The sequence below is a fragment of the Shewanella sp. 125m-7 genome, assembly GCF_052977045.1.
Map to the genome: position 1 here is coordinate 101,688 of NZ_JBRILQ010000002.1, position 25,295 is coordinate 126,982.

Sequence of the window (25,295 nt, forward strand, 5' to 3'; positions counted from 1 at the left end):
ACGCTAAGAAAAGAAGAACAAAGGAGTGCAATGAGTCGCAGCTGGCGGGTGTGATTGGACTATACTTATTGATGTTATTGCAAACATAGCAGCCCTATATTAAGCATATATCACAGGAACTAACATCATGGATATTACAGCATTATTGATTTTCTTAGCAATTGGCGCGATAGCGGGGTGGCTAGCTGGCAATATTATCAAAGGCGGTGGCTTTGGCTTACTCGGTAATATTGTCATCGGTGTTATTGGCGCCGTTGTCGGCGGTTATGTATTTGGTTTGTTTGGTATCGCCAGTGGTGGTTTTATTGGCGCTATTATTACTGCCACTGTTGGTGCCGTACTACTGCTATTTGTCGTTAGCTTGATTAAAAAAGTATGATGCCGATATGAAATCGTCAGATTTCGAGACGACTTGCTGTTCGTAGTGAGTTATAGCGCTTTAGCTGAGTCTGACGGTTTTTACATTCAGCAACATCACGTCGAAAATGACAGCAAGTCACAGCGGTTATCATATTAATTGCATGATATTTGTTATTAAGTTTGATTGAGTTACGAATCACTCCTTTAGGTTTTGATTCGTTGTATGGTGAATTATTTCATCAAACCGCAATGTTAATCCATGCTTAGCAAGATTAGCTCTCAACATTGGTTCCATTTCGTTTCGATACTGTTGGAGTTGAGATGTTGCATAAATATCCTGAACATCCTTAGGCTCTGTTTTGAGTAATTCATTTAATTTAGGGCGGACATATTTAGGTAAATTAAGGTATTCGATTTTAATATCGTTTGTGCCTGCTTTTTTGATTTCAAAAAAGAGTTTATCGATTAATTCTGGTTTTAGTGTCATATGCGGCAATAATGGCCCAACAAATACGTAGGTCTTTACCCCTGCATCATTGAGTTTTTTTAATGTTTTTAATCGAGCACTTGCTGAAGGTGCTTGTACTTCCAAAAACCGGCTCAATTTATCGTCCGTTGTGGTGATAGAAATGCCGACCTCTGCGTTAGGAATTTTCTTTAGTAGCTCCACATCGTCAAACACCATAGGTGATTTGGTTAGTATACTCACTCGACCTTGATAGTTTTTATCAGCAAACACCTGCAATATTCCTCGGGTTAATCTGTATTGCTTTTCAACTCTTTGGTAGGGGTCAGTGACAGTACTGATTGAAATTCTTGGATGGGGGGATTTTTTTAACAGGCGCAATATATCCTTTTGCATCAATTCAACGGCATTGGTTTTCACATAAACATAGTTGCCCCAGTTGCCGATTTTCTCCCCTATGAAGCGTCCCATAAAACTGGCAAAACAATACATACAGGCAAATTGGCAGCCAGTGTAAGGGTTAATGACATAATCAGCACTCGGCACTTTGGTTGCACATACGATTGATTTAGCTTGGATCTCTTGAATGTTAACCGCCATGTTAGCTCCTGTTGCTATTACTGAATAAGGGGGATGTAAGATTAGAATTTACCACTATTTCCCCATTGTGCTTTGGGTAGAATCTTTTTTTGAACAACCCAGTGCTCAACAATTTTTCCATGCTTGAGTCGAAATAGGTCAAACACACACCAATCAGCGCCATTTTGTATTACGTGGCTAAAGGCCACCACAAAGTTTCCCTGTCCGATAATGCGATGGATTTTATGATATTTTAGGCTTACCCCTTGTGTTGCCAATAGCTGTAAATGTTGACTAAACCCCGCTAAGCGAAAGGTTTTTGGCATTTTATAGTTTCATATTCATCGTGTTTTTCTCCTCGCAGTTGCTAGCAAGCCTAGGCTTAAGCTATAACAATTGATTGATAGCCTCTTGCAACTGAATGGTCGCCATATCGTAAACTGACTCCGTTATAGTTTGAGCAAGAATAGACAGTTCAGTACAGGCGATAACAACGGCGCTATGCGTTTGATAATCTGATATAAGGCTTGCGAAATAGTCAGCATCTTGCTCACATTCACAGTCGTTATAAACGCGCTTGCGGATGATATCGAGCTTTTGCATCACAGATTCTGTCGGCACGGTAACCGAGATCCCTGCATCGTAAAACTGCTTAAAAAGCCTGCTTGAATGCATGCTATAAAATGAGCCTATAAGCATGATTTCACAGTATCCGTCTTCCTTTAGCCGCTGTATCGTTGCCGTTACCGGATTAATAATGTCTGGGTAGTCTCCACTAGTTAAGTCGAGGTTATCGATACTCTCGTGCAAGGTAATATTAGGAATAATGACTCGCTTTACATTGATGGCGTGCAATATATTCAGATAGTGGGTTAAGGCTGGCTTTAGCTTGCAATATTGATCGGGCAAATAGGGGTTAAATTCTTCAAAGTTAGTATTTAACAGCAACAAAGGGCAGGTACTATCTCCAGCGAAGTAGGCATGATATTGGCGATTTAATTGCTCGAAATAGAACTGGGTAGTCCGATTTCCTAGGCCCAGCAACCCCAAAGCGAGAGCGTTTTTCATGGTTGCTTGCTGCTGACCTGTATTCATTTATCAGATTCAGTACGTACACGGGTTAAAATATAATCGGCAAAATATTGCTGACTGTCAGTGAACTTGCTGGTAATGACGAAATCCGTCGGAGATAAAATGCGGTCAAAAATCGCATCACTGTATTTACGGGATATTTCGGTATGAATTTTCTCGCCAGTGCTAAATTGATAAACCTTGCCAGTGGCCTTAATAGTGACATTTTGATCGCACAGACTCTTAAGGTAGCTCTTAGCAATGCCTTCTTGCTCTGTGTATTCAGGACTATGGTCGAATAACTCAAGATTAAAGTCAGCATCAAGCTCGGTATTGATCCGGTGAAGCAGATTGAGATTAAAATCTCGAGTAATCCCATGCTGATCATTATAAGCGGGCAGCACAATATCGGCGGATTTAATCATATCCAGGCCAATCAGTAATTTATCACCACAGCTGAGGCTTTTACCTAGGTTATAGATAAACTCAGTTGCAGTATTGTCAGGCATGTTGCCAAGGTTGGAGCCTAAAAACAGCAGTACCTTGGGGTGATGGCTATTTTTTAATGATTCTAGAATCGAAAAGTAATCGCCATGTTGTTGTTTAACACAGACATTGGGCAACTCCTTAGCGAGTGAGTGCTCAAGCTTATCTAATGCATTTTTAGAGATATCAATGGGCATATAATCATATTGGTAACCTTGATCAGATAGCGCTTGCAGTAATTTCCGGGTTTTAGTGCCATCGCCAGCGCCAAGCTCGATAAGTTCAAAGTAGCTTGATTGATTAAGCTTTAGGGCCGCGATAATGCTGTGCACCTGTTCGCTAAAGATCTCCATTTCAGATCTTGTCAGATAGTACTCTTTTAAACTCATAATTTTAACAAACAGCTCATCGCCTTTTTTGTCATAGAAATATTTAGAGGGTAGCTGTTTTTGTGACTGACTTAGGCCGTTATTTACGTCATCAATAAATTGTTTAATCATGATCTTTTACCAAGCGTATTCCTGACAATTGCCACTGCAAATGCGGATGAAAAAAATTGCGGTAAGTGTAACGTTGGTGACTCTTAGCGGTAGCAACAGACGCGCCGCGAAGTACCATTTGGTTTACCATGAATTTGCCGTTGTATTCACCGACAGCGCCAGCACTTATTTGAAATCCTGGATAAGCTTGGTAGGCGGAGGATGTCCACTCCCAGCGTTTGCCCCAATCAAGGTGTTGTGATGCCGCCTCCCACTCAAACTCTGTAGGTAAACGCATCTTCTTCCAGCAGGCAAAAGCATTGGCCTCATAAAAGGAGATATGAGCAAGAATCGCATTGGGGTCGAGTAACTTAAGTCCTGCTAGGGTGTAGTAATGCCATTGGCCATTGATTTTTTTCCAATAAAGAGGAGCGCTAATCTGTTCTGAATTAAGCCACTCCCAGCCCTCATCAAGCCAATAACTAAACTGGGTATAGCCACCGTCTTCAATAAAGCGAATATACTCGCCGTTAGTCACCAATCTATTTGCGATTTGAAACTTCGATAACCAAACTTTGTGTTGTCCTAATTCATTGTCATAGCAAAAAGACTGCTGCCCATGGCCAATGTCATACATCCCATCTGCCATCTGAATCCAGCCATCATGTTGGTTCGTATCTGTAACGAGGGTAAACTCGGGTGAATACTCAGGATGGAGCGGATTTAATGACAGCATATATTTTAAGTCAGTTATTAATAACTCTTGGTGTTGCTGCTCATGATTGATGCCTAACGTGACAAGAGCATTGAGCTCATCTGAAAGGGGGGGACTCAATAATTGACGCATCTGCTCATCAACATATTGTCGATATTGATAGACTTGTTTAACGGTTGGGCGGGTAAATAACCCGCGCTGTGAACGTATAGCGCGCTCGCCCAGCGTTTGATAATAGCTGTTGAATAAAAAATCAAATTCGGCATTAAACTCGCAGTAATTGTCTGCAAATTTTTTAAGAATTAAGCGTTCAAAAAACCACGTTGTATGGGCTAGGTGCCATTTTGGCGGGCTGGTATATTCAATAGCCTGTGGAACATAATCTTCAATTTCTAATGGAGTACATAGTGACTCAGTGTACTGGCGAGTGGTTAAATATTTCTGTAATAACATAAGGATATACACTTCCTTTTGATTGTTCTAAATCACATGCTTTGCATGTTTTATTGGGTCAGTAACATACTTATTTGTAAAATATTAAACAGTCTTGTTAGCATTATTCTTAAGTCGAGGAGGTTGCAAGTGTTGGTCGAAGTCAATCTTGAACTCGCAATGATTTGTGACCGTTATTCGCTGGGCAGCCATTGTTATATAAAGCGCAGTTTAGCGTTTTATTAGCCAATGAATGCCCTGCCATAGACGGTTTGATATGAAGTTAATTTGATTATTTAAACCCAAATTTTCCATTATCATTTTTCCATTCAGATTTATCAGGGATAGTCGACATGACCCCCCAATGCTCTACAATTTTGCCATTGTCTAATCGCAACAGATCAAAGTAGGCGGTAGGGTTGCCAGCAAAATTGCCTTCACTCACGGCTAAAGTAAAGTTGCCTTCACCTAAGGTAATATGATTAACATCATAGAGCATGTGGATGCCATTCTCGCCCATATGCTGCAGCGCCATAGCGAGCCCTGAAAGGTTATCTGCAATGTCGGGATGGTGCTGGGTGTAATTATTGGCGTCTACAAAGTTTGGTGCTTGGTCAAATTGTTGATTAACCAACACTGTGTTGATGAACCCCTTGGCAGTGGCTTTATTCGCATCGGTCTTATCAAGATCGGTTAGCGTCGTTTGACCATCGATTTGAGTATGGCCACTTGGGTTGGGTTGTGGACTTTTTGCGATTAAATTATCCCAGTGTTCAACAATAAGCCCATCTTCAAATCTAAAGATATCAATGCCAATTTTTTCACCAAAAAAATCATAGTCGCTATGGGTAAATACGTAATCACCATCTTCAAAGGCGCGTACAACCTTAACTTTAAATCCGCCAGCGGGTGCATTTTTCATGACGGCACCAAATCCAGCTAATCCATCAGCAATATCTAGATTATGTTGAATGTATTTATTCGGATTGATGTAGGCAATAGGCGCGTTATCGCCACTTTGAATACTGTTTAACAGGGCGACAGCTTTCTCTTTGTTCGATAAGGACATGATGTTTCCTCGGCAATTGGCGGCAGTAAAAATTGTCTATTAATTCGTGGCTTGTAAATGATATTAGTCTATTGATTTACTGCTTGCTGGGTATTTGCTTGTTAATTTTGGTCTCTGGTCTCTGGTCTCTGGTCTCTGGTCTCTTGCTTTTTGTTTAAGCCCCAGTCTAGGCGCGAGTTGCCAGCCATTTTGTTAACTAATTTAAATGGTGTGATCGCTGTGATGGAATTGTAAATCCGGTCAGTTGTGTGTCTAGTCAATACTTACTGCTAGTTTAGTTTTCGTGACTGAGGACTTATGAACTTGAGAGCGTCAGAGAGTGCCGCTTGAGCACTCTCTGAGTCTTTTTTTGGGGATGGTTTAATACCGTGTTTTGAACTAATTACTGCTCAATCTGAGTGTGAAACATATTCCAGCCCATTAAACGGCAGATATGTTTTATCATCAGCTGTCCTTTAACGCTGTTTCCGGCAGGATCTAAAGGAGGTGAGAAGCTGGCAAGTGCACCAACATTAGGGATAACAGCAACAAGACCGCCGCCCACGCCGCTTTTACCCGGTACTCCCACATCATAAGCCCAGTCTCCTGAGCGCTCATATAGCCCCTCCATCATCATATCGGCAAGTATATGCGAGACATTTTTTGAGTGGATAACGGTTTGCTTGCTGCATGGGTTAAACCCACTATTGGCAAGCGTTGCTCCCATTGTTGCAAGCTCAATGCAGTTAATTAACGTTGAGCATTGACGCGTATATACATCACAGGCCTCAAGCGGGTCACTGTACATGTTACCCGCAGCCTTTAATAATAAAGAAATTGCTTGGTTGTGGGTATTTGTTGTCTGCTCAGACTGATTAACCTCATCCGATAATTGCGTCGCACTGTTAGTGAAGCGTGACTGGCAGTCTAGAATTTTTTGCCAGCGTTGCTCTTTGTCATCCGCCTTAATTAAACTTACCGTTGCAATCGCTCCAGCATTCACTAGAGGCGTAAGCGGCTTGCCATTATGCATCTCTAGTGCAAGAACAGAGTTGAAAGGTAGCCCAGTGGGGTCAGCGCCAATTTTGCTATGGACTGCTTCACTGCCCGATTCTTCCAATGCTAAGGCTAAGGTAATCACTTTTGAGATTGATTCAATCGCAAAGTGATAGTCACAGTCACCAAAGGAGGTGACTTCACCGTTAACAGACACAAAAGCGATTCCGGCTAACTCTGAAGGCACTTGGGCTAAGTACGGAATGTAAGACGCGTTTTTTCCACCATGTTTGTCTTTGTACTTATCGTATGCTTGTTGCATAACATCGGCTAATAAGACCATCATTTTTCCTCGACTGTTTATCTTTAACTACTCGAATTCGATTGTTTGTAAACGAGTTAGTTAGACTGATGTAACGTGTGAGTCACTTTATCGGACGGATTAATCACACCAGGGTGCTTATCCTCAATCTCCCAAGTAAAGGGAGCAAAGTCTGTGACTTCTGGATCGCGCCAATGAGGCTTACGTACTTTATAAATAAGTAGGGGTATAGAGACAAAGACGATAGTGAGAATCACCAAAATAGCGACAAAGGTTTCTGGGCTACCGACCGATATTTGTGATGGTGGAATAAATGAAAAGAGGAAAGCGGTTAATGAGCCAATAAAGCCTAACCCTGCAATCAACCACATACCGATACTGCCACCAGGGATTTTATAGGGACGAGGGCGATTTGGCTGGCTATAACGCAAATAGATGGCTGCAGCAAACATCATTAAGTACATAATAAGGTAGAGCACAATCGTTAACTGACTCAAGATTTGATAGGCCGCTTGCACTGAAGGCAGCACCACAAAAACCGTTGAAATTAAGGTCACCAACAGTGCCTGCGCCATCATGATGTGCGTAGCCATGCCATGTTTATTAGTTTGCTGCCAAAAGCGAGGAAGGTAACCGCCTTTTGCAACCACAAGCAGTGCCGAAGATGGTCCAGCAACCCAGCCAACTACGCCGGCTAATACGCCAAGTGCTAAACACGCTGCCATCACAGGTGCAGCCCAGCCAATACCAGCCCAAACAAACATGTCGTGATAGGCAACTAATAAGCTCTGCGTTAGGTTAATTTCCGACTGTGGAATAACAAAAGCGATCGCCAGCGTACCAAGAACGAAAACTAACACAGTGCCTAATGCGGCAATACCAATGGCAATAGGATAATTTCTAGGAGCATCATCAACTTCTTTAACGTGGATAGCGTTCATTTCCATACCGGCATAAAACAGGAAAATACTGGCAGCGAGAACCACGTTATTAAAGTTAGAGAAATCGGGAATAACATCTTTCCAATCTAACTGAATTTGCGGCGTATTACCTGCAAACAGATATGAAAAACCCAATACGATAAGGATCACACCAGGAATAACGGTACCGACTAAACCACCCCATTTAGCGAGTTTTGAGAAGGCTTCTGTACCACGAAGGGCGACAAATGTAGCCAGCCAATAAATGGCAAGCACAATGCCGAGAACAAAGAATTTATTTTCAGATAACGACTGATCCCATGTTTGATCCGGTCCCATAAACGCAAGCGAAACTGAACCAAAAGTTAACGCGGTTGGGAACCAAACTGTCACCTCAATCCAAAGCATGAAGATGGCGATTAGCGCAAGCTTAGGGCCAAATGCTTCACCAACCCAGCGAAATATACCTCCTTTTTCTGACCAACCCGTCGCCAGTTCGGCAGCGACTAAAGATACAGGAACTAAAAAAACAATGGCCGCAAAAATATAATAGAATATAGAACTCAAACCATATTCAGCTTCAGCTGGTAACCCTCGCAAACTCACCACAGCAACGATATTAAGCATTGCTAAGGCGAATATACTTATTCCTTTTTTTTCTGTCTGTTTCATATTTTTCTCTCAAATAGGTATTAAATCATTCTAGGTTGACGGCTGCGTCACATAGGTAACAAACGGTACTAGACAGCTGCGATTTAGGTATTTGTTATATAATGGTTTGTGCTTACCTCGCGCTCAGTTGCTTGGTTCAATGAAAAACACACTATCTAAAAATAGCACATGTATCGAAAATAACTTTTTTTGCTATTTATCATTACGATAATCATTTTAAAGGCCGATAAAAATCAACTAACAACTAACAACTAACAACCAACAACTAACAACCAACAACCAATAATGATGCATCTTGATGACGTTTAATCGTTTGTTGTATGAAGTGCATTCTTAATTAATGTAATAGCTGGGGATACAATTGTTGAATAAAACTCTTGTAATAAAAGTGATATCAGTCAAGAAAAATAGAAAAGTATGTGTTACGCACTCTTTTTTGGTGTTTTATTTGTTGATTTGTATGCCAGGGTTTGCCCTTGCGTTTGATCAAGAAAAGAGTAACGAGTCGATTCAAGCACGTCCCGATTGGGAGGCGTCTTTTAATCTGCATGATGCCGAAGGCACGATAGTGGTGCGCGATGAACGTGGAACTCGGCCTGTGACTTGGGTTTATAACCCTGCACGTGCAGATAAACGCTTTTCTCCTGCATCGACATTTAAAGTTCCTCATAGTTTATTCGCGCTAGACTCAAATTTAGTCACGGATGAGTTTCAAGTGTTTGAATGGGACGGCGTTAAAAGAAGTTTTACACCACACAATCAAGATCAAACGTTACGCAGTGCTATGCGTAACTCAGCAGTGTGGGTTTATGATGATTTTTCCAAGAAGCTGGGTGAGCCAAAAGCACAGCAATATTTATCGCTAATCGGCTATGGTAATGCGGACCCCACTTTTAATAATATAACCGAAGACAGTGGCAGCTATTGGATTGATGGTAAGCTGGCTATTTCTGCGGTTGAGCAAGTGGAGTTTCTACAAAAGCTGTATAGAAATCAATTGCCCTTTGAATTGGCGGATCAACGCTTAGTTAAAGATATTATGATTGTTGAAGCTGGGAGTGATTGGGTTTTACGGGCTAAAACGGGCTGGCAAGGCCTGTACGGCTGGTGGGTAGGCTGGGTTGAGTGGCCAAATGGCCCAGTATTTTTTGCGCTCAATATGGACACTCCGAATCGTATGAATGACCTATATAAACGACAAGCCATTACGCGGGATATTTTGCAGTCTATTGAGGCATTAGCCGTTAATTAATCGCAGGGATCTAAAGTGTTTTTGGAACGCGGTGTAAGCTAACGTGTTAGAAAAAGCCCCTTAGCATTAAGTTAAGGGGCGTTTATCATCTAGTCATTAATGAATACTATCAATCGTTTCAGGCTTAACCTCAGGAACGGGTAATGATAGTGACAACACATAGCCTACACCGTTTGCTGTGATCCCACCGTCATAATCTCGAGTGCCATCAGCGGTTACCACTGACACTTCGCTTGGATTCCAAGACTCAAAGAAACTAGTCAGATCATAACCAGATACAGCAGACGCACATGCCATGAGTAAGTCGCCTTCAGTTAATCCTACTGCATTTTTCGCCGAGCAAGATTGATTGTCGATGTTGCGCGCCTCGCGGTGCATCATCTTAATCATGTTCCAACCTTCATGTTTGCCGTAGTAAGATGGGATGGTTTCACCTTTAAAGTGATCTGCAATCTTGAAGTGATCTTCTGCCCATACTTTCAATTGAGCGAACATTACCAATCGAGAGCCGGCATTGCCGTGGCTCCATACATGGCCGTCATCACGACTTATCATCATCGGTGCTTTTTGAATATCGGTTTTAACGCGATCCATTTCGCCGTTGCCGTTATCACGTTGCTCCTGCATATAAAGTGCTAACAAGTTATTTGCCACTTCTGTTGCACCTTTGACATTGAAAGGGGCTGCAGCCAAGTTATGGCCGACCTCATGCCACAGTAACCAGTCATTTTCTGGTTGGGTCGGGATGGTATTGGCATCTCGATTGTAGCTCGTGCTCATTACTGGGTATCCAGAGTGCGCAGCGCCAATTGATATTTGCACGTCATTAACAAAGCGGTGGCTATGTTCAGGCAATAACTCGCCGGTAAAGCGCATATTGCCATCACTATTGTCTCTGGCATGAAAATCACTGGCTTTATTGGCAAAATCGTTCATGCCGTCGGCAAAGACTTGGATATCGGTATTAGCAACATTATTTACCGGGGTGGTGTAAACAAAGTGGCCGCTATTGATCTCTGCTAGTGGTACATCAGTGTTAACTGCATTTTGCCATTGACCGTCTCGCCAAAGCGAGGCTTTCAATACGCCATTAAAGCTAAACTCAACCGTATTGTTGGTGTCAGTCGATGTGGGCTTGATGTAAATTAGGCCGCCATAAGGGGCAATAATTTTAGTTGTTGAGCCTGCGGTATGAGTCCAAGATTTTTGCACACGAGAAGGACGTTTTAATGCCAGTTCATGTTCATGTTTACCCGTTACATCATCAACTAATGCAACAGTAATGGTTGCATCATGTGCACCTGTTACCGTGACAGGGCTGCGCTTAATCGCCCACAATCCTGTTGATTGCATGTTGTTTGCCGTACCAACGACAGCCTTATTGAACGTTTCAATGTGTACGCTAGCATTGCTGCCTGTCGTTGCTGTATTACCTGGGTAAATAACGGTGTTTACACTGATGTCATTATCCCAGTAAGAGCGACCCAGCATAATGCGAGTGAGCGGCTTCTCTTGATAGTTTAGCGGGTAGCTTGGGTTTAGCTCTTCATTTTCAGTAAGCATATTGTAGCTGTGCAGTTTAGCTCGGGTTTCTGCACTACAAGCGTTATCTGGTTGGTGCAAATCAGAGGTATAACAGTTTAAAAACTCAGTGGCTTTTTTGAATCCCAGCTCATCTTGTGAACCTGACACATATTGATATTGTTCATCATTCCACAGCCAAACAGATAAGTTATCGTAGGTTTGATTGAGCTCATTGAGTGATAAACGAGTACCTTCAGCCCCTTTACTGCGATAGTAAATTTCATGTTGGTACAGTTTGTCAACGTTTGCTCCAAGGTTTGCAGCTTTTACCATAGTGGTGACGACTTCAGGGCTTATCTCATAGCGAGTAAATCGCGGCCTGAAATATGTGCTTCCTGTGGTATAGCCATGCCCTTGACGGGTTTCGATACAGCCTATTTCATAATCATAACTCGCGTCACTGCACTCTTTGGCTTTAGGGAAGGCGGCTTTAATCTTAGCGACGGCTTCTAGGCGCTCCGCTTCGGTTTTAACACTGAAAAAGGCAGCGTTGTTTTGCTCATCACCATTGTCATTTTGGGTTTTATATTGAGCCACATCGAATGTCGGTTTATCGATAGGGCCTGGGAAGGTGACGCTGCCATCTTCGTTAATCACGAACTTAGACATATCGTCAAACTTTTCATAAGTCACTAGCGTGTCTTTTAAGCTGGCGCGTGGATTTGGCCTTGGCGCTTGGCAATAATAGCTTTCGCCACAATAGGCTTGTCGAGTACGTGCTAGGTTTGAGCCACCTAATGATATTCCGGCTGTATCGGCTAAACGGGCAATGGGCTCTGGGTTTAACTGCTCTATTGCATCCATAAACAACACGCTACCACCAGCATTGATATAACTGATCAATGCCGTAATATCTGTCGCAGAAAGTAATGGCTTAGTGATGTCGGCAAGCACTTTTACGCTCATGCCATCACCAAATAGGCCGGTTTCATAGGCTTGTAAAATTAAGATTGGCGTAGTCAGTGGGTCAAGTCCGTCATAACTGCCTGAAGCGAGCGACTCAACATTTAATTTGTATGAATCATCGATAAAGAAATCATACGTTTGGTTAAAGTTAACGTTAGATTTCCAAACCTTATTAATGTTTGAACCGACATTAACTGAAGTATTGCCATGTTGATATCCAGGGGCAAACCAAGTGAACATGTTTTTAAAAAATAGCGGCATGCTGCCGTTGTCTTTACCCGCCTCTTCACCACCGGCCCAATAGTTTGTCGGATGACTTAAAATGTTTGGGTACATACTGTTGCCCATAAACACGACATGACCTTGGCCAATTTCACCCGCGGTGACAACGGGCAAGTTATAGGTTGCGGTGTCTTCACCTACGATTTCAGGGCGCTTAAGCACCACATCTGAGTCGGCATCAATAATTGTCGCGTCAGTCACATAAGGGAATCCGTCATCACGTCGATAGGCTTGCTCTGAACCAAATGGTAACCAATAGTTCACATCATTACGCGGCATGAGTAGCGGAAAAGCGGTGTTAGATGTGTTCATCGAACGCATAAAACGGGCATAACCGACTTCGCCATAAAAGGATACGTTATCGTGGAAAACATGGAACTGGTCAACGCCGGTGTAGAGCTGATTGAGGGTATTAGTTACATACTGGCTATTGCGTAAAACTGGCGTAGCAAGATGGTTTAACGCTCGCGCCGGATTTAGCTCTGCATCAATGATTTGTGCTAATCCATTTTCAAACTGCGCGTTAAATTCGTTAGGCACGCGATACTGAGTATCCTCGATTTGCGCGCCGTTAGGTAGATTGAGATTAATGATTTCGTTAATAACGTTAGGGTACTGCGCAAAGACTTGATGTACCAGTTCGGTAAAGATGACGGCATCAACTGAGTCGCTAGCATAGCGTGCAATTAACGCATTAATGTTTTGTTTAACGATTTCGTTATTCGACACATCCGCTAAGGTATATTCAACTTGGTTACCTTTTACCGAACCAAAGGTAAATGTATCTAGACCTAGGGTGATGGTTTCTCCCCAAACGTAAGACATAACACCTGTGGGATCAGTCATTCCGCGAGAAGACTTGGTGTAATAGTTAATACCAGCAATAGGAGTGCCATTAATATCACTCAATACACTCGTCGTCAGGACACGTGCATCTTCGCTAGGCTTATAAGTGTAAGCCTCTTCTGCTGCGGCAGACACAAAGCCTGCATTAATATCAGGCTTGGCTCCCTCGGTCACTTCTGGGGTTAAACTGCTATCAACATGTGAACTTGGCGCCTTATCAATAGCGTCAGTCTCTTCTGCTGCTGGAGGGTTTAAAAATGCGTCAATATCGTTTTCATCGCCACTTGAAAATAATGGTGACACATCAAAGCTGTCGAGTTCATCCAAACAGATCTCTGTGGTAATTGCTGGGCAGGTGCTGACCTTGGCCATGATCTTTGCACCATCAGCCACGCTAATGTTGTCATGCGACCAGTCATTTTGCATATCCAACGCCATCGCGTTATGAGTATCGCGTGTCCAGCCATCTGGCAACGGAATATCTTTATTAATTAGCTCTAAAGAGCCATAAGAGCAACTGACGTTGTCGCCATCTTTAAAGCTGAAAAATCCTGTTTCAGCTAGTACTTGACCGTTACAGGTAATGTGGCCGGACAGGGTTTTACCGCTAAGCATTAAGCTGCCTTGGTAGGTCTTTTTCGCGGGGATGATAACCGTTGGCGGTGTTGTCTCTATTTGACCGGTAAAGCATTGCGTATTGGTATAAGTCGTACTGTCTGCGATCAAGCCTGCTAGAGTCGCTTGGCATAACGCTAAACTAGCGTAACTATTCGCCGTAAGTGCATTGCTGTCACCAATTTGCTCTTTTGAGTCAGTACTACAGAAATAGTGCTCATCTGTTGTCAATTCAGCTTTGAAGTTACCTTCGCATAAGGTGTCTGCAATGATGTCAAACAAAGGTGTTGACGGCTCTAGTGGAATACTCGGCACAACCGGTATTGACGGCTCTAGTGGAATACTCGGCACAACCGGTGTCGACGGCTCTAGCGGAATACTTGGCACAACCGGTGTTGACGGCTCAAGTGGAATGCTTGGCACAACTGGCATTGACGGCTCTAGCGGAATACTCGGTACAACAGGTGTTGACGGCTCTGGAGAATCACTACTTTCGAAACAACCTGTCAAAAGGTTACTTATTACTGCAGCAAGTATTATTTTTTTCATTCTTTGGTCTCATAACTAAAAGCAAAGTTACTTTCTCTAAGATCTATCCATCAATAGATTTTAGAGAACATGACTTGTAATTTGATTAGCTGTTAATGGTTGGTTTTAAGTTTTAAATAAATAGGGGTATTGATTAGAAGTTAAAGCGACAGAAAAGTATCAAAATTGAATATTTAGCAAATATACGTATAAATGAGACGTTTATTATCTCAATAAATAGAGAATAAATATAATTTTATTTTAGTAAGTCATTAATTAGACTGTTGAAAACCATTACAGCAATAGATTGGGTTTTCAGGAGATATTTAAGCGGGGAGCTTGGTATATTTATAAGGCAAAAACGTAGAATTCAAAAACAAGTTCAGCAACGCAGCCGCCGTGCTGAACTGTATTGAGCATATAATTCGCTTAAACTTCTGAATAAGCCTTTGCGACTTCTTCGCTGATAATCGCAATTCCTGCACGCATTTTGGCTTCATCTTGTACGTAATTCATTCGCAGGCACTGATGCGCATGATCCCAATCTTCCTCTAGGCCAAAGAAGAAGTACTCGCCGGGGACAATCAACACACCGCGCGCTTTTAGTCGGTTATACAGCTCCATGGTCGTGATAGGTAGCTTATCAAACCAAAGCCAGAGGAACATAGCGCCTTCAGGTTTATGAATTTTAAAGCGGCTATCGCTAATCGACTGCTGCAATAAGGCAACCGCAAACTCAGATTTTTGCTGATAAAAAGGCTTGATAACGTTTTCGCTTAGATGGAGTAGATCGCCAGACTCAATCATGTGCTTAGCAATGGCAGGCCCAAACCCGCCAGGTGCTAGGCTGATGATGGCATTGAGGTTGGACAGTGCTGCTGTGATCTCTTCACTGGCAATCACAATGCCACAACGAACGCCCGGTAAGCCAAGCTTAGATAAGCTCATACACAGTATGGTGTTGTTATTCCAAAACGGGGTCACTTCTTCAAAGATGATATTGGGGAACGGAGTGCCGTAGGCGTTATCTATGATCAGTGGGACCCCATTCGCTCTGGCTAACTCATCGAGTTTTGCCACTTCGGCATCGGTGAGCACATTACCCGTTGGATTGGTCGGGCGAGACACACATATCGCAGCCACCGAGTCATCGACCTCTAGTTTTTCAAAATCCACATGATATTTAAACATGCGGTTATCTAGCATCTCAATATCGGGGCGGTAAGAGATAAAAATGTCATCATCGAGTCCCGCATCGTTGTAGCCGATGTATTCGGGTGCAAGAGGCAGTAAGATCTTCTTTTGGCTGCCATCGACTTGTTCACCTGCCAGTAAATTGAACAAGTTGAAGAAAGCACTCTGGCTGCCATTGCTAAGACTAATGTTCTTGGGAGTGATGTCCCAGCCGTAGGTCTCATGTAGTAAGTTTGCCAACGCCTTTAAGAAGCTATCTTTACCCTGTGGGCCGTCATAATTACCTAATGCTGCCACTAACTCGCCATTAGCCAGCATATCGGCAGTGGCTTGGTGAAAGTAATCTTGCATTGCCGGGATCGAAGCGGGGTTGCCACCGCCGAGCATAATCGCTCCGGGTGTGCTTAAGCCCTCATTAAGATCATCCATTAACTGAGTAATGCCGGAGTAACGATTAAATTTTTCACCAAACTTTGAAAACTGCATGCTATCTAGTACCACAATGACTTAAGTATGCCTGTAGTAACAATACTCAGAATAAAACGCACTTATTTTTTTCACTTTTAGTGACTAATTTGGCATTCGTCATGTTTTACTGCGTAAATCGTAAATTATTTGTTCGATTATTCCATTTTTGACAAAAACAAGATCGCAGGTTTGTGTATTGCTGGTGGACGAACCTTGTGTTCGTTTATCTGTGCCATTAACTCCTATTGTGAAATGGGCTGAGTTTTCTTACTATTCATTAAAATGGAAAGCCAAAACGGCGACACTTCCACATCTCCCTCATTTTTAAACGAGAAAGCATGAAATTTATCCATACTTCTGACTGGCATATCGGCAGACAGCTTCATAACCAGAGCCTGCTCGATGATCAGCGCTTCGTTTTAAATCAGATTATTGAACTTGCTCAAACTCATGACGTTGATGCTGTCGTCGTTGCTGGCGATATCTATGACAGATCGATTCCGCCTGCCGCAGCCGTCGCCATGTTAGATGAAGTGGTGAATCGCTTGGTCAATGAGCTTGAGATCCCGCTTATTATGATTGCGGGTAACCATGACGGCCATGAGCGCTTAGGTTTTGCATCAAGGCAGATGAATCAAAGCGGGCTACATATCATCGGGCCGTTAACGACAGAAATTAATGCAGTCGAGATTAAAGGCAAGCAGGGTAATGCCATGTTTTACGGCTTACCTTATGCTGACCCTGCTACTGTGCGTCATGTGTTTGATAGTGAAGTCAGTACTCATGAACAAGCGATGGTGACATTGCTTGAACAGGTGCATGAACATGATAGCCAAGGCTTGCCCAAAGTCGTGATTAGTCACTGCTTTCTCGATGGTGGTAGTGAGTCTGAGTCTGAGCGTCCACTGAGCATTGGCGGCGCCGATAAAGTCTCGCCAAAGCTGTTTAATGACTTTAATTACACGGCATTGGGTCATCTACATGGGCCGCAATATAAAGGTGCTGAACATGTCAGGTATTCGGGCTCAATGCTTAAGTACTCATTCAGTGAGCAGCATCAAAACAAATCGGTCACCTTGGTTGAATTAGATAATGAAGGCAAAGCTCACTTTGAGTTATTGCCGCTATCGGCCATGCGAGATGTGCGAATTATCGAAGGCTTGTTGCAAGACTTATTAGAGCAAGGCAAAAGCGATGTGAATCGTGAAGATTATTTGATGGTGAGATTAAGCGATAAAACGGCCATCTTAGACGCGATGGGCAAACTAAGAAGTGTGTACCCGAATGTGCTGCATCTAGAGCGTACAGGCTTAATGAGCGAGAGTAATAAAGTAGAGCTCAGCCGAGATCATATCAAGAAGGGCGAGATGGATATGTTTACTGACTTCTTTACTCAGGTATCTGGTGAGCCAATGACGGAGTCACAGCAACAAGCGATGGTTAGTGCAATCGATGAGTTACATAAAGTGGAGCGCACATCATGAGACCCATTAACCTTGAAATGTCAGCGTTCGGCCCTTTTGCATCGACTCAAATGACCGACTTTTCCGCATTAGGTTCTAATCCGTTATTTTTGATTAATGGTCCAACGGGGGCGGGCAAAACGACGCTTTTAGATGCAATTTGCTTTGCGCTATATGGCAAGACCACAGGGGATGAGCGCGAGGGCAGCCAGATGCGCTGCGATCTCGCCCCCGACAGCCTATTGACCGAAGTCACCTTTAGTTTTGCACTGGGCGATAAGCAGTATCGTATTCGCCGTGTGCCAGAGCAGCAGCGGGCTAAAAAGAGTGGCGATGGTTACACGGTGCAAAAGCCGGAAGCTCAGCTTTACCACATAGATAACGATGGCGTTGAGCATTTGCTGGTGGCAAGCAAAGTCTCAGAGGCCACCGCAGAAATTGAAACTCTAACCGGGCTTGATGCCGATCAGTTCCGCCAGGTGATGGTGTTGCCGCAGGGCAAGTTTCGCGAATTGTTAATGGCCGACTCTAAAGACAGAGAGAAGATTTTTAGTCAGCTATTTCAGACGCAAATCTATCGTAAAATTGAAGATAAATTAAAATTTCAAGCGGCGGCGATTAAAACTGAAGTGCGCGATCACCAAAGTAAGCGTGATGGCATGCTGCACAATATCGAGCTTGAGTCAGATGACGCTTTAAATAATGAGCTTGCAGAGCTTGAGCCTAAGCTTATTCATGCATTAGAGCTGAAAGAGCAGAGCAAACTGTCGCTCATTGATGCTAACAAGCAGCTAGAATCGGCCAAGTTATTGCTCAATGACTTTGATGCGTTAGATAAGCTAAAGCAAACCGCAGCCTTACTCGATGAACAAAAGCCCGCTATTGAGCAAGATAAAATAAGGCTTGAGAGCGGCCAAAAAGCATTGCAACTCAAACCTGTGTTAGATGTTTCGCTTGCCCGCAATACAGAGGTGACACAGGCACAAGCTGCCGTCAGCCACGCCCAGTCAGCCAAACAGCAAAGTGAGCAAGCGCTTGAGGTAAGTCAAACTCAATTTTCGATGCTACCCGAGCAAGAGCATCAACTACAGCAAGCCCAGAATGAAGAGCAAAAATTAGTGCAGTTGGTGCCTCAACTCCAAGGATTAGACGCTCTACAACAAAGCTTTAATCAAGCAAGCAGTCAGCGGGATCTAGCCAAAGAGAAGGGCATTAAAGAAAAGGGCGTTTTAGATGCACTGCTGACACAAAAACAGCTCGCAGAGCAGCAGCTTCCCCAGTTAGAACAAATAGCCCGTGAGCAGGTTAATGCGCAGCAAGCCGTTAGCACTCAAGCAGATTTAATTGAGCGTTATCAGCAATGGCAACAGGCGCGTATGCAGGCGAGCAATACCGAGCTGGCCTTAGCTCATGCAAAAGAGAAGGGCGGCCAGCTTCGTGCGCACTTTATTGAGGCGCAAACTCGCCATCGACAACTTCAGCTCATTTGGCACCGTGGCCAAGCGGCAAGTTTAGCCTTGCAGTTAAGCCCAGGCCAGCCATGCCCTGTATGTGGCAGCGATGAGCACCCTAATCCGGCTAAAAGTGCAGAGCAACTGCCAACAGAAGAGCAGCTGCAGCAAGCTCAGCAATATGAGGAGTCGGCTAATGAGGCGCTCAATCAAGCTAGAGCTGAATACTCAAGCCTTAATACTAAGCACCAAGAACAGTTAAAGCAGTTAGGTGAACTACTGCAAAGAATCGGTGACAGCAGTACTCAAAGCCTTGAAGATTTGCAGTTAAAGTTGCAGCAGTTACAACAGCAGCTAAATCAAGCCAATAGTGCAGCTCAGCAATTAGCTCAATTAAGGCAGCAGATACAAAACTGGCAAACAAAAGAGCGGGCGTTACAAACGCAGCTCGATACTGAGCGAGAGCATTTTTCTGAACAACAGAACTTAGTCTCGAGTTTGCAAGGCCAGCTCGAACAAGCATCTGCCGCCATTCCTGAGCAGTATCACAGTTTAGATGCACTCAATGAGGCGATAGACCAAGTTAAGACACAGGTGACGACGCTACAACAAAACATCAATGCGGTGCGTCAGTCTCACACTCAAGCGCTGTCGCTCGATGCATCGAACACTGCTGCATTAACGGGTACTCAGTCCAGCCTCACACAGGCTAAACAGCAAAGTGATAAGGCGTTATCAGAGTTAAATGAGCAATTACTCAGTTCTGGTTTTAGCGATCAGCAGGCGCTAACTCAGGCTTTGTTATCCAGTGATGCACTAAAAGGGATAAGCGAGGAGATAGCAGCGTATCAGCAAGCTTGTATCGCTAATCAAACGACGTTAACTCAGTTGAATGAAAAGTTATCACAACAGGTGAAGCCCGAACTTGCAGAATTTGAGACACGTTTGGCTAGTATTCAAGCCAAGCAGCATGCGGCAGAGCATGAGTGGCAAGGGTTGCAGAGTCGAGTTACCCAGCTAACCCAAACCCAAAAGCAGCTTAAAGAGGCGGACGGCAAAGCCAAGAAGCTTGAAGATGAATATGCGGTGATTGGCACATTATCAGAAGTGGCTAACGGTCAAACTGGCAATAAAATTAGCTTACAGCGTTTTGTGCTTAGCGTACTGCTTGATGATGTGTTACTGGAGGCGAGTCACCGTCTACAGCTGATGAGTAAAGGCCGTTATCGTCTGCTACGCAAAGAAGACCGCGCCAAGGGCAATAAGGCATCAGGACTTGAGCTGGAAGTGGAAGATGCTTATACCTCGAAGGTTCGCCCTGTGGCGACCTTAAGCGGTGGTGAGAGCTTTATGGCGGCGCTGTCGATGGCACTAGGGCTATCTGATGTGGTGCAGGCTTATGCGGGGGGGATTAAACTCGATACCTTGTTTATCGATGAGGGTTTTGGCAGCCTAGATCAGGACTCGCTTGATTTAGCTATTCGGACCTTGATGGATCTGCAGTCTTCGGGTCGCATGATTGGGGTTATTTCTCACGTGTCTGAGATGAAAGAGCAGATTGGTACCCGTATCGATATTACCAAGACAGCAATCGGCAGTGAGGTAAGCATAGTACTGCCTTAATTCACAAGTTATAGCTCTTCTAGAGCGAAGTGGCGTAATCCTGTTGTATCGGTATATTTATTGAACAAGTACAACAGGGTTAGCACGCTCAGTTTGTAACTTATCATGGCGTAGTCATCAATTTGTGCGGTTGATCATTTTGTAAATTGAATTATTTTTGATATAACTTGGCATCAAACCTCGCTTTAAGGGGGTTTGGGGACAAATAGATAATCATAATAATGAAAGTTGAGGCACAGGTTGCGCGCAAGTAAATTTTCTTTTTCAAATATGTCTAAAAACCGTTTCTCGGGGCTATCTGCTTTACATCGGAAAGTCCTTTTAGGCTCTGTATTGGTGATTGGCGCTGCCACATTAATACCAAGCAATCATGAGCTATTGCCTCAGCGCATTCCGGTTCAGCTCGATATCGAGTCGATTCTTTCTCAAAACGTGGCTCTGCCCAGTCGCGAATTGTTAGAACCAGCAGCGGCATTCCAAAAAGAGATCGTTAAAGGCGATACGCTAAGTGGTTTGTTTGAACAGGGCGGCGTCGATCAACAAACCATGTATCGAGTGTTAGAAGCGGACTTAAATGTACTGGCGTTAGACACCTTAATGCCGGGAAACAATATTCAATTCTGGCTCAATGATGTTGGTGAGCTGCAAAAGTTAAGTCTCTACTTTAACGCCGCAAGGCAGGTGATATTTACTCGTTTCGATGATGGTTCATTTAATGTTGATGAAATTAACATCGAAGGTATTTGGCGAGACCGCGCTATTTCGGGTCAGATCTATGGATCATTTTATGTTTCAGCCAAAAAGATGGGACTCAATGCTGGCGAGATCCAGCGGATTGAATCCTTGCTGAAAGAGAAACTCAATTTTGCTCGCGATCTTCGAGCAGGCGATAAATTTTCGGTATTGATGAACGATCAGTTTATCGATGGCGAAGCCACTGGCAATAGCCATGTGCTTGGGGTGACAATTGATAGAGGCTCCAGCAGTATTAATGCCTATCAATATAGCGATGGCAATTTCTATGATGAGCAAGGTCAAAGCTTAGCCCGTGCATTTCAGCGAGTTCCGCTGTTAAAGAATTACCGTATTAGCTCACGGTTTAACCCGCATCGCCATCACCCAGTCACTGGCAGAAATTCTCCCCATAATGGAACCGATTTTGCTATCCCAATCGGTACTAAAATCGTCGCACCCGGCGATGGTATTGTGTCTTTAGTTACCAATCATCGTTTTGCGGGTAAGTATGTGGTGATAGAACATGGTAATAAGTACCGTACTCGCTACCTGCATCTGTCTAAGTTTCTTGTCCACAAGGGGCAGCGAGTATCCCGTGGCCAAGTTATTGGCTTATCGGGTAATACTGGTCGTGTCACAGGGCCACATTTACACTATGAGTTCCATATTAATGGGCGCGCAGTTGACTCGACGAAAGCTAAAATCCCGATGGCGAGTAAGCTTTCCTCTAAAGATATGCACGAGTTTAGCCAGATAGTGAAAGTTCGCAAGATGATGATGGGAATAGCTTAAACCGGTTAATCGTGATTGCTTGTGCGGTTTAATAACCAAGAATTGCAGTGGGCCGATAACGTCGCCGCCTTTTTAGAGTAATGCGGTTCGGTTAAAAACGACGATTTCTGTTCAAGACATCAGCGCAATATAATAGCACTGAGTATGTAGAGCACTGGACGTAGATACGTTCGGTGCTTTTTTGTACTCAAGGATAACGCGCTCGCTGGTGGTCAAAGCCAGTCATTTCAATAGTATGTTTATCACAGCATTGACGTTATCGCCTTTGCTATAAAACACTCGCAACTTAACTCACGTTTAGCCCGACGTAGTCACTCCATTAATGGCTCCAGCACAAAGGACATTTTGTGCTCTATGTCGTTAGTCCACTCGGATGAGCCTAATTATTCTGTATTTAAGTTAGTTAACCGCTAAATTTAAATGTGATTACTCGGTAGTAAAGCGGATGTTTTTGTGGCAATCACTCTGTCCTGCAAGGCTTAAAGGGAGCCTTATTGGTGCGAACATTCACGTTGAAGTAAGCGGCAAAAGATAATGTCTGCTTGTTTGCTTTTATTACGAGTGGGATTAATGTAGGAGGGCAGTTGTATTGAACAAAAACGATGATGAAAAGCTTGGCCATAGCCTTTGTTCATAGCTTAAGTAAGTCAGCCACTACATCTTTGATAATGTAGTGGCTGATATCTTTTGTATCGATTTTAATGAGTGCGTAAGCTGATGAGGTTAAGCTTCTTCAGCTTCAGCCTCTACGTCACCCTTACCTTTGGTCTTCACAACGATTAATGCAGTGATGATTAATGTTGATACCACACCAGCAACCGTTGATAGCGTCATTGGCAGACCCGCACCTAGCGTTGGTGAACTTAATAAGAAGCTAATCACAACCGTTGTCATAAACATGGCCGGGATAGTACAGATCCAATGGAACTTATTAAGGCGAAGCAAATAAGCCGAAGCGGTCCACAACATCATTACTGCAGTCGCTTGGTTTGCTACACCGAAATAGCGCCAAATCACACCAAAGTCAACCTGAGTGAGTAATGCACCAGCAGCAAACAATGGGATGGCGAACATTAAGCGTTTTGGTAATTCAGTTTGTGGCATCTTGAAAAATTCAGCCAAGATTAAGCGCGCGCTACGGAATGCAGTATCACCAGAAGTAATGGGTAATATAATTACACCTAATACTGCCAAGAAGCCGCCTACAGCACCGAGAAGACCCGTTGACGCTTCGTATACCACGTTAGCAGGATTACCCGCCATACCCGCATTTAGGCCTTCAACACCGCCAAAGAAAGACAGCGCGATAGCACACCAGATTAACGCGATGATACCTTCACCAATCATTGCGCCAAAGAACACAAAGCGGCCATTTGATTCGTTTTCAACACAGCGCGCCATTAGCGGTGATTGCGTTGCGTGGAAGCCTGAGATTGCACCACAAGCGATGGTGATAAACAGTGCTGGCCATAGCGGCATATCGTTCGGGTTTAGGTTAGTTAAAAAGTCACCGACTTCAACGCCTGGTAGCAGGCTGTATTCGCTAGAAACAATCAATGCGATAGTTAAGCCAACAGACATAAATACCAGTAATGCACCAAAGAATGGGTATAGACGACCAATAATCTTATCGACAGGAACGATAGTAGCAATCAAGTAGTAGCAGAAGATGATGCCAACGAAAATGCTCAAATCCCAACCTGTCAGCTTAGCTAAAAGGCCTGCAGGAGCAGAGATAAAGACCACACCAACGAGTAATAGTAAGATAATGGCAAACACGTTCATAAAGTGCTTAGCGCCTGTGCCTAAGTACTTACCCGCAAGGCTTGGTACTGATTCGCCGTTATTGCGCACCGATAACATGCCTGAAAAGTAATCGTGAACTGCACCGGCAAAAATACAACCCAGTACAATCCAAAGCATTGCCGCTGGACCGTAGAGCGCACCGAGAATAGGGCCGAAGATCGGACCCACACCTGCAATATTGAGTAACTGAATTAGGTACACTTTACCTTTAGACATAGGCACATAATCGACACCGTCAGTCTTGGTAAACGCAGGGGTTTGGCGTTTTGCATTGATGCCAAACACTTTTTCGACAAATGCACCATAAATAAAATAGCCACCGATCAACAGACCGACGCAAAGAAAAAACCAAGACATATTATTAACTCGCTCAACTTAGAATTGCACGGAGTGTAAACTTATTTATGGTTTCAGAAAGTTACAAATTACTCAGCGGTCAAATAGCCAAGGTCAGCGGCAGTATGCTGACCTGAGTGGTAATCCGTTTTAAGGCTATTGAAAACCAAATAGCTGTTTTAGTTGTTTTAAATAGCGCCTTGATACGGGGACTTTAGCACCTGAGCGAGTAGTGACTTCGGCTCCTGCTTCTTGAACTTCTATTTCGGCAATGGCCGTTGGAGAGATTAAATACTGCCTGTGGCAATAGATTAATGAGGTTTTTTCCTCTAATACTCTTAAGGTCATGTGAGTGTGAACTAACTCATTAGCCGTAGCGACATGTACGCCTGTCATATCGCTATAAACATATTGTACCGAGTCGGTAGCGACGACCTTTAATTTGTTGCCGCAAAAGCAGGGAATATGCTCGAGCTTTTTAGTCACAATCGGCCCTAGCAATTTGGGGGTGAGGTCTTTACGTAATCGACTTAATGTGTTGGCAAATCGCGCATCATCAATTGGTTTTAGTAAGTAATCAAAGGCCTGCTTTTCAAATGCGGTAATTGCATATTCGTCAAATGCCGTGACAAATACGATTCGTGGTAAGTTATCGGGATCCAGCATCGCAGCGAGCTCAAGCCCAGATATCTTAGGCATTTGAATATCTAAGAAGATAAGCTGCGGTTTTAATTTGGTGATTGCCTGTATTGCTTCTACTGCATTACTGCACTGGGCAACAATTTCAATATCTGCTTCAAGTTCCAGTAGTATGGCAATCTCTTCTCTGGCGTAGGGTTCATCGTCAATTATGATGCAGCTAATCAAG

General features: G+C 43.6%; 17 protein-coding genes. 5 read left to right on the top strand and 12 right to left on the bottom strand.

Translation table 11 applies throughout. From position 1 onward, the window contains the following. Positions 1-127 precede the first annotated feature (127 nt). Positions 128-379: a GlsB/YeaQ/YmgE family stress response membrane protein gene (locus ACVBIL_RS01365; RefSeq protein WP_447165195.1), complete on the top strand. Its 252-nt coding sequence runs from the start codon at positions 128-130 to the stop codon at positions 377-379. A gap of 177 nt (positions 380-556) precedes the next feature. Here ACVBIL_RS01365 and ACVBIL_RS01370 read toward each other — a convergent pair whose 3' ends face one another. The 8 genes from ACVBIL_RS01370 to gadC all read right to left on the bottom strand — a co-directional run bounded on the left by ACVBIL_RS01370 (position 557) and on the right by gadC (position 8,546). After that, positions 557-1,426 (bottom strand): spore photoproduct lyase family protein, encoded by an 870-nt coding sequence (locus ACVBIL_RS01370; RefSeq protein WP_447165196.1) that lies wholly within the window; start codon positions 1,424-1,426, stop codon positions 557-559. A gap of 41 nt (positions 1,427-1,467) precedes the next feature. Then, a complete protein-coding gene (locus ACVBIL_RS01375; RefSeq protein ID WP_447165197.1) occupies positions 1,468-1,731 on the bottom strand; it encodes a nuclear transport factor 2 family protein in 264 nt (87 codons plus the stop codon). Between the two features lie 61 nt (positions 1,732-1,792). Then, complete coding sequence (locus ACVBIL_RS01380; protein ID WP_447165198.1) at positions 1,793-2,500, bottom strand: hypothetical protein; 708 nt, start codon at positions 2,498-2,500, stop codon at positions 1,793-1,795. Next, positions 2,497-3,462 (bottom strand): L-histidine N(alpha)-methyltransferase, encoded by a 966-nt coding sequence (locus ACVBIL_RS01385; protein ID WP_447165199.1) that lies wholly within the window; start codon positions 3,460-3,462, stop codon positions 2,497-2,499. The genes ACVBIL_RS01380 and ACVBIL_RS01385 overlap by 4 nt, the downstream gene beginning before the upstream one ends. Further along, positions 3,455-4,609, bottom strand: a complete 1,155-nt coding sequence (egtB, locus tag ACVBIL_RS01390; RefSeq protein ID WP_447165200.1) for an ergothioneine biosynthesis protein EgtB — start codon at positions 4,607-4,609, stop codon at positions 3,455-3,457. Before egtB ends, ACVBIL_RS01385 begins: the two co-directional genes overlap by 8 nt. Before the next feature lie 271 nt (positions 4,610-4,880). Beyond that, entirely contained in the window at positions 4,881-5,657 is a 777-nt protein-coding gene (locus tag ACVBIL_RS01395; protein WP_447165201.1) for a nuclear transport factor 2 family protein, read from the bottom strand. 382 nt (positions 5,658-6,039) lie between these two features. Next, positions 6,040-6,978: a glutaminase A gene (gene glsA / locus ACVBIL_RS01400; RefSeq protein WP_447165202.1), complete on the bottom strand. Its 939-nt coding sequence runs from the start codon at positions 6,976-6,978 to the stop codon at positions 6,040-6,042. Positions 6,979-7,031: 53 nt separating this feature from the next. After that, positions 7,032-8,546 carry a putative glutamine/gamma-aminobutyrate antiporter GadC gene (gadC, locus tag ACVBIL_RS01405; protein ID WP_447165203.1) on the bottom strand — a complete coding sequence of 505 codons (1,515 nt, stop codon included), beginning with the start codon at positions 8,544-8,546 and terminating at the stop codon, positions 7,032-7,034. A gap of 460 nt (positions 8,547-9,006) precedes the next feature. On the opposite strand from gadC, the gene blaOXA reads away from it, so the two are divergent. Beyond that, positions 9,007-9,798 carry a class D beta-lactamase gene (gene blaOXA / locus ACVBIL_RS01410; RefSeq protein WP_447165280.1) on the top strand — a complete coding sequence of 264 codons (792 nt, stop codon included), beginning with the start codon at positions 9,007-9,009 and terminating at the stop codon, positions 9,796-9,798. A 96-nt stretch (positions 9,799-9,894) separates the two neighbouring features. On the opposite strand, the gene ACVBIL_RS01415 is transcribed toward blaOXA, so the two are convergent. Both ACVBIL_RS01415 and ACVBIL_RS01420 read right to left on the bottom strand, forming a co-directional pair. Then, positions 9,895-14,580 carry an SslE/AcfD family lipoprotein zinc metalloprotease gene (locus tag ACVBIL_RS01415; RefSeq protein ID WP_447165204.1) on the bottom strand — a complete coding sequence of 1,562 codons (4,686 nt, stop codon included), beginning with the start codon at positions 14,578-14,580 and terminating at the stop codon, positions 9,895-9,897. Positions 14,581-14,988: 408 nt separating this feature from the next. Beyond that, a complete protein-coding gene (locus ACVBIL_RS01420; protein WP_447165205.1) occupies positions 14,989-16,239 on the bottom strand; it encodes a valine--pyruvate transaminase in 1,251 nt (416 codons plus the stop codon). Positions 16,240-16,559: 320 nt separating this feature from the next. Here ACVBIL_RS01420 and ACVBIL_RS01425 point away from each other — a divergent pair, with 320 nt between their 5' ends. The 3 genes from ACVBIL_RS01425 (at position 16,560) to ACVBIL_RS01435 (ending at position 22,285) form a co-directional block, all read left to right on the top strand. After that, positions 16,560-17,705, top strand: a complete 1,146-nt coding sequence (locus ACVBIL_RS01425) for an exonuclease SbcCD subunit D (protein WP_447165206.1) — start codon at positions 16,560-16,562, stop codon at positions 17,703-17,705. After that, positions 17,702-20,758: an AAA family ATPase gene (locus ACVBIL_RS01430; RefSeq protein ID WP_447165207.1), complete on the top strand. Its 3,057-nt coding sequence runs from the start codon at positions 17,702-17,704 to the stop codon at positions 20,756-20,758. The genes ACVBIL_RS01425 and ACVBIL_RS01430 overlap by 4 nt, the downstream gene beginning before the upstream one ends. 240 nt (positions 20,759-20,998) lie before the next feature. Continuing rightward, the gene (locus ACVBIL_RS01435; RefSeq protein ID WP_447165208.1) at positions 20,999-22,285 is read left to right on the top strand and encodes a peptidoglycan DD-metalloendopeptidase family protein; all 1,287 of its coding nucleotides are present in this window, start codon (positions 20,999-21,001) and stop codon (positions 22,283-22,285) included. A 723-nt stretch (positions 22,286-23,008) separates the two neighbouring features. Here ACVBIL_RS01435 and ACVBIL_RS01440 read toward each other — a convergent pair. Together ACVBIL_RS01440 and btsR are read right to left on the bottom strand one after the other, a co-directional pair. Further along, the gene (locus tag ACVBIL_RS01440; RefSeq protein ID WP_447165209.1) at positions 23,009-24,448 is read right to left on the bottom strand and encodes a carbon starvation CstA family protein; all 1,440 of its coding nucleotides are present in this window, start codon (positions 24,446-24,448) and stop codon (positions 23,009-23,011) included. A gap of 135 nt (positions 24,449-24,583) precedes the next feature. Beyond that, positions 24,584-25,294 carry a two-component system response regulator BtsR gene (gene btsR / locus ACVBIL_RS01445; RefSeq protein ID WP_447165210.1) on the bottom strand — a complete coding sequence of 237 codons (711 nt, stop codon included), beginning with the start codon at positions 25,292-25,294 and terminating at the stop codon, positions 24,584-24,586. Between the last annotated feature and the right edge of the window lies 1 nt (position 25,295).

Excerpts from the sequence above, each read along its gene's own strand:
- blaOXA (WP_447165280.1), top strand. The coding sequence starts at position 9,007 with ATGCCAGGGTTTGCCCTTGCGTTTGATCAAGAAAAGAGTAACGAGTCG.
- ACVBIL_RS01415 (WP_447165204.1), bottom strand. The coding sequence starts at position 14,580 with ATGAAAAAAATAATACTTGCTGCAGTAATAAGTAACCTTTTGACAGGT.
- ACVBIL_RS01375 (WP_447165197.1), bottom strand. The coding sequence starts at position 1,731 with ATGCCAAAAACCTTTCGCTTAGCGGGGTTTAGTCAACATTTACAGCTA.
- ACVBIL_RS01370 (WP_447165196.1), bottom strand. The coding sequence starts at position 1,426 with ATGGCGGTTAACATTCAAGAGATCCAAGCTAAATCAATCGTATGTGCA.
- ACVBIL_RS01395 (WP_447165201.1), bottom strand. The coding sequence starts at position 5,657 with ATGTCCTTATCGAACAAAGAGAAAGCTGTCGCCCTGTTAAACAGTATT.
- gadC (WP_447165203.1), bottom strand. The coding sequence starts at position 8,546 with ATGAAACAGACAGAAAAAAAAGGAATAAGTATATTCGCCTTAGCAATG.
- ACVBIL_RS01430 (WP_447165207.1), top strand. The coding sequence starts at position 17,702 with ATGAGACCCATTAACCTTGAAATGTCAGCGTTCGGCCCTTTTGCATCG.
- ACVBIL_RS01425 (WP_447165206.1), top strand. The coding sequence starts at position 16,560 with ATGAAATTTATCCATACTTCTGACTGGCATATCGGCAGACAGCTTCAT.
- ACVBIL_RS01385 (WP_447165199.1), bottom strand. The coding sequence starts at position 3,462 with ATGATTAAACAATTTATTGATGACGTAAATAACGGCCTAAGTCAGTCA.
- ACVBIL_RS01440 (WP_447165209.1), bottom strand. The coding sequence starts at position 24,448 with ATGTCTTGGTTTTTTCTTTGCGTCGGTCTGTTGATCGGTGGCTATTTT.
- ACVBIL_RS01420 (WP_447165205.1), bottom strand. The coding sequence starts at position 16,239 with ATGCAGTTTTCAAAGTTTGGTGAAAAATTTAATCGTTACTCCGGCATT.
- glsA (WP_447165202.1), bottom strand. The coding sequence starts at position 6,978 with ATGATGGTCTTATTAGCCGATGTTATGCAACAAGCATACGATAAGTAC.
- ACVBIL_RS01380 (WP_447165198.1), bottom strand. The coding sequence starts at position 2,500 with ATGAATACAGGTCAGCAGCAAGCAACCATGAAAAACGCTCTCGCTTTG.
- ACVBIL_RS01365 (WP_447165195.1), top strand. The coding sequence starts at position 128 with ATGGATATTACAGCATTATTGATTTTCTTAGCAATTGGCGCGATAGCG.
- egtB (WP_447165200.1), bottom strand. The coding sequence starts at position 4,609 with ATGTTATTACAGAAATATTTAACCACTCGCCAGTACACTGAGTCACTA.